We start from the raw sequence: 2,909 nt of genomic DNA, 5'->3' as shown, positions 1-2,909 counted from the left end.
CCGAGCTCGGTGGCGCCGGCGACGTTGGCGCGGAAGATGTCTCCGGTGGAGATGGCCGGGATTCCGAGGCGCTCGGCGATCCGAGCGGCCTGGGTGCCCTTGCCCGCCCCGGGGGGACCGAGAAGAACCATGCGTGCACTCATGACAAGAACCCTTCGTAGTGGCGCTGCTGGAGCTGGGAGTTGACTTCCTTGACCGTCTGAAGGCCCACACCCACCATGATGAGGATGGTGGTTCCCCCGAAGGGCAGGTGCTGGGACAGGTCCAGCCAAATGACGGCGAGCGTCGGGATGAGGGCGAGGATCACCAGGTAGATGGAGCCCGCGGTCGTAATGCGGTTGATGACGTAGGACAGGTATCGCACGGTGGGCTCGCCGGCGCGGATACCGGGGATGAAGCCGCCGTAGCGCTTCATGTTGTCCGCGATCTCCTCGGCGTCGAAGGTGATGGCCGTGTAGAAGAAGGCGAAGAACAGGATGAGGACGCCGTAGGCGGTCAGGTAGATCGGGTGGGTCTGCTGCAGGTGGGTCATGATCCACCCCACCCACTTGCTCGAGGGGTTGCCGAAGCCGGCGATGAGCTGGGGCATGGCCAGGATCGATGAGGCGAAGATGACCGGGATGACGCCTGCGGTGTTGATCTTGACCGGGATGTAGGTGGTCGAGCCGCCGTACTGTCGGCGCCCGATCATCCGCTTGGCGTACTGCACGGGGATGCGCCGCTGGGCCTGCTCGATGTACACGACGGCGAGGGTCGCCACCAGGACGACGCCCACGACGATGAGGAACTTGGCCGCGCCGCCGTTGCCGCCGGCGATGGAGAACATGTTGGAGGGGAACTGGGCCACGATGGAGGTGAAGATCAGCAGCGACATGCCGTTGCCGATGCCGCGCTCGGTGATGAGCTCGCCCAGCCACATGATGAGACCGGTGCCGGCGGTCATGGTGATGATCATGAGCAGCATGGTGACGGCCGAGCCGCCGGGGATGATCTCGGCGGTGCATCCCGGGAAGAGGCGGCCGCTGGAGGCGGTGGCCACGATGGTGCTCGACTGGAGCAGTCCAAGTCCGATGGTGAGGTAGCGGGTGTACTCGGTGAGTTTGGCGGTACCCGCCTGCCCCTCCTTGTGGAGCTCCTCGAAGCGCGGAATGACGACCCGCAGGAGCTGGATGATGATGGAGGCGGTGATGTAGGGCATGATGCCCAGCGCGAAGACGCTCAGCTGGAGCAGCGCGCCGCCGGAGAAGACGTTGACGAGGCTGAGCAGCCTCTGGTCCTGGGTCTGACCGATGCAGGTCTTGACGTTGGCCAGGTTGACGCCGGGTGCCGGCAGGATCGACCCGAGCCGGAACAGGGCCATGATGCCGAGGGTAAAGAGCAGCTTCGCCCTGAGGTCTGGCGTTCTGAACGCCTGGGTGAACGCGCTGAGCACTCGATCTCCTGTGGACTCGGGGTTGGGTTCGGTCTTGCTTGCACGCAGCAAGTCGGAGCGCAGGGGGACTGCGCCCGCACCAGACTACCCCGCCAAGCCCCCGACCTGGGCGTTGAGACAGGCTCGCAACGCCGATGAGGTGCGGGTTTTATCACGTCTCTCCCCTGTTCTGCGTCGTCGGGTGACCCTGCGCACCTTCTTGCCGAAAGGTGGTCGTCCCTCCTGGGGATCGCCCTCGGGGCACGACAGACCCCGGTGGCCCAGGTTTCCCTGGACCACCGGGGTCTGTGGCTGTCAGCGGCTCACCTCGACGGAGCCGATCCCTCGCCGACGACGGGTCGTCAGCGTGAGGCGATGGTGCCGCCGGCGGCCTCGATCTTCTCCTTGGCGGAGCCGGACCAGGCATCGGCCGTGAGCGTCAGGGCCACGGCGACGTCGCCGCCGCCGAGAACCTTGACGAGCTGGTTCTTACGAACCGCGCCCTTGGCGACGAGGTCCTCCACGGTCACCGCGCCGCCCTCGGGGAACAGTTCGGCGATACGGCCGACGTTCACGGGCTGGTACTCCACCCGGTTGGGGTTGCGGAAGCCGCGAAGCTTGGGAAGACGCATGTGCAGCGGCATCTGGCCACCCTCGAAACCGGGACGGACCTGGTAGCGAGCCTTGGTGCCCTTGGTACCGCGACCGGCGGTCTTACCCTTGGACGCCTCACCGCGACCCACACGGGTCTTGGCCTTCTTGGCGCCGGGGGCGGGACGCAGGTGGTGCAGCTTGACGACGCGCACCTTCTCCTCCTGCGTGTTCTCGGTGTCAGCCATCTCAGACCTCCTCAACGGTGACCAGGTGGTGCACCGTGGCAATCAGGCCGCGCACGCTGGGGGTGTCCTCGCGCACGACGGACTGGCGGATCTTGCGCAGGCCCAGGGTCTTGAGGGACTCGCGCTGGCGGTGGGTGCCCCCGATGCCAGAGCGAATCTGAGTGACCTTGAGCTGCTTGGTCATCTGCTTCGATGCGGACTCAGCCATCACGCACCCACTCCTTCAGCGGCCTTCTCGGCCTCCTGCTTCTCGGCCTGGGCGCGCTTGTCGGCCTCGCCCTCGGCGCGTGCCCGCAGCATGGACTGCGGGGCGACATCCTCCAGAGGCAGGCCGCGACGGGCCGCGACGGCCTCAGGCTGCTCAAGCTGCTTGAGGGCGTCCACCGTGGCGTGCACGATGTTGATCGCGTTGGAGGAGCCCAGCGACTTGGACAGGATGTCGTGGACACCGGCGCAGTCCAGCACGGCGCGCACCGGACCGCCGGCGATAACACCGGTACCGGGGGACGCCGGGCGCAGGAGGACGACTCCGGCGGAGTCCTCGCCCTGGACCAGGTGCGGAATGGTGCGGCGGATCATCGGGACGTGGAAGAAGTTCTTCTTCGCGATCTCGACGGCCTTGGCGATGGCGGCGGGGACCTCCTTCGCCTTGCCGTAGC

4 protein-coding genes and 1 pseudogene are annotated in these 2,909 nt (G+C 66.7%); all 5 read right to left on the bottom strand.

The window, feature by feature from the left end; translation table 11 throughout:
* Window positions 1-131: nucleoside monophosphate kinase (locus tag RWR81_RS13340; protein ID WP_314458194.1), on the bottom strand; the 131-nt coding region annotated here is incomplete at its 3' end.
* An 8-nt stretch (window positions 132-139) separates the two neighbouring features.
* A complete protein-coding gene (gene secY / locus RWR81_RS13335) occupies window positions 140-1,432 on the bottom strand; it encodes a preprotein translocase subunit SecY (RefSeq protein ID WP_314458193.1) in 1,293 nt (430 codons plus the stop codon).
* A 341-nt stretch (window positions 1,433-1,773) separates the two neighbouring features.
* Window positions 1,774-2,250 (bottom strand): 50S ribosomal protein L15, encoded by a 477-nt coding sequence (rplO, locus tag RWR81_RS13330; RefSeq protein ID WP_314458192.1) that lies wholly within the window; start codon window positions 2,248-2,250, stop codon window positions 1,774-1,776.
* Between the two features lies 1 nt (window position 2,251).
* Window positions 2,252-2,458: a 50S ribosomal protein L30 gene (rpmD, locus tag RWR81_RS13325; protein ID WP_009403599.1), complete on the bottom strand. Its 207-nt coding sequence runs from the start codon at window positions 2,456-2,458 to the stop codon at window positions 2,252-2,254.
* Window positions 2,458-2,909, bottom strand: a pseudogene (locus RWR81_RS13320) (30S ribosomal protein S5); the annotation flags it as partial. The pseudogene RWR81_RS13320 and the gene rpmD, both read right to left, overlap by 1 nt.

The sequence above is a fragment of the uncultured Actinomyces sp. genome, assembly GCF_963526355.1.
GTDB lineage: Bacteria > Actinomycetota > Actinomycetes > Actinomycetales > Actinomycetaceae > Actinomyces.
Note: the sequence above shows the minus strand (reverse complement) of the source record. Positions and strands in the feature narration are given on the sequence as shown.

Bases quoted from the DNA above. Each gene is read 5' to 3' on its own strand.
- rplO (WP_314458192.1), bottom strand. From the start codon at position 2,250: ATGGCTGACACCGAGAACACGCAGGAGGAGAAGGTGCGCGTCGTCAAG.
- rpmD (WP_009403599.1), bottom strand. From the start codon at position 2,458: ATGGCTGAGTCCGCATCGAAGCAGATGACCAAGCAGCTCAAGGTCACT.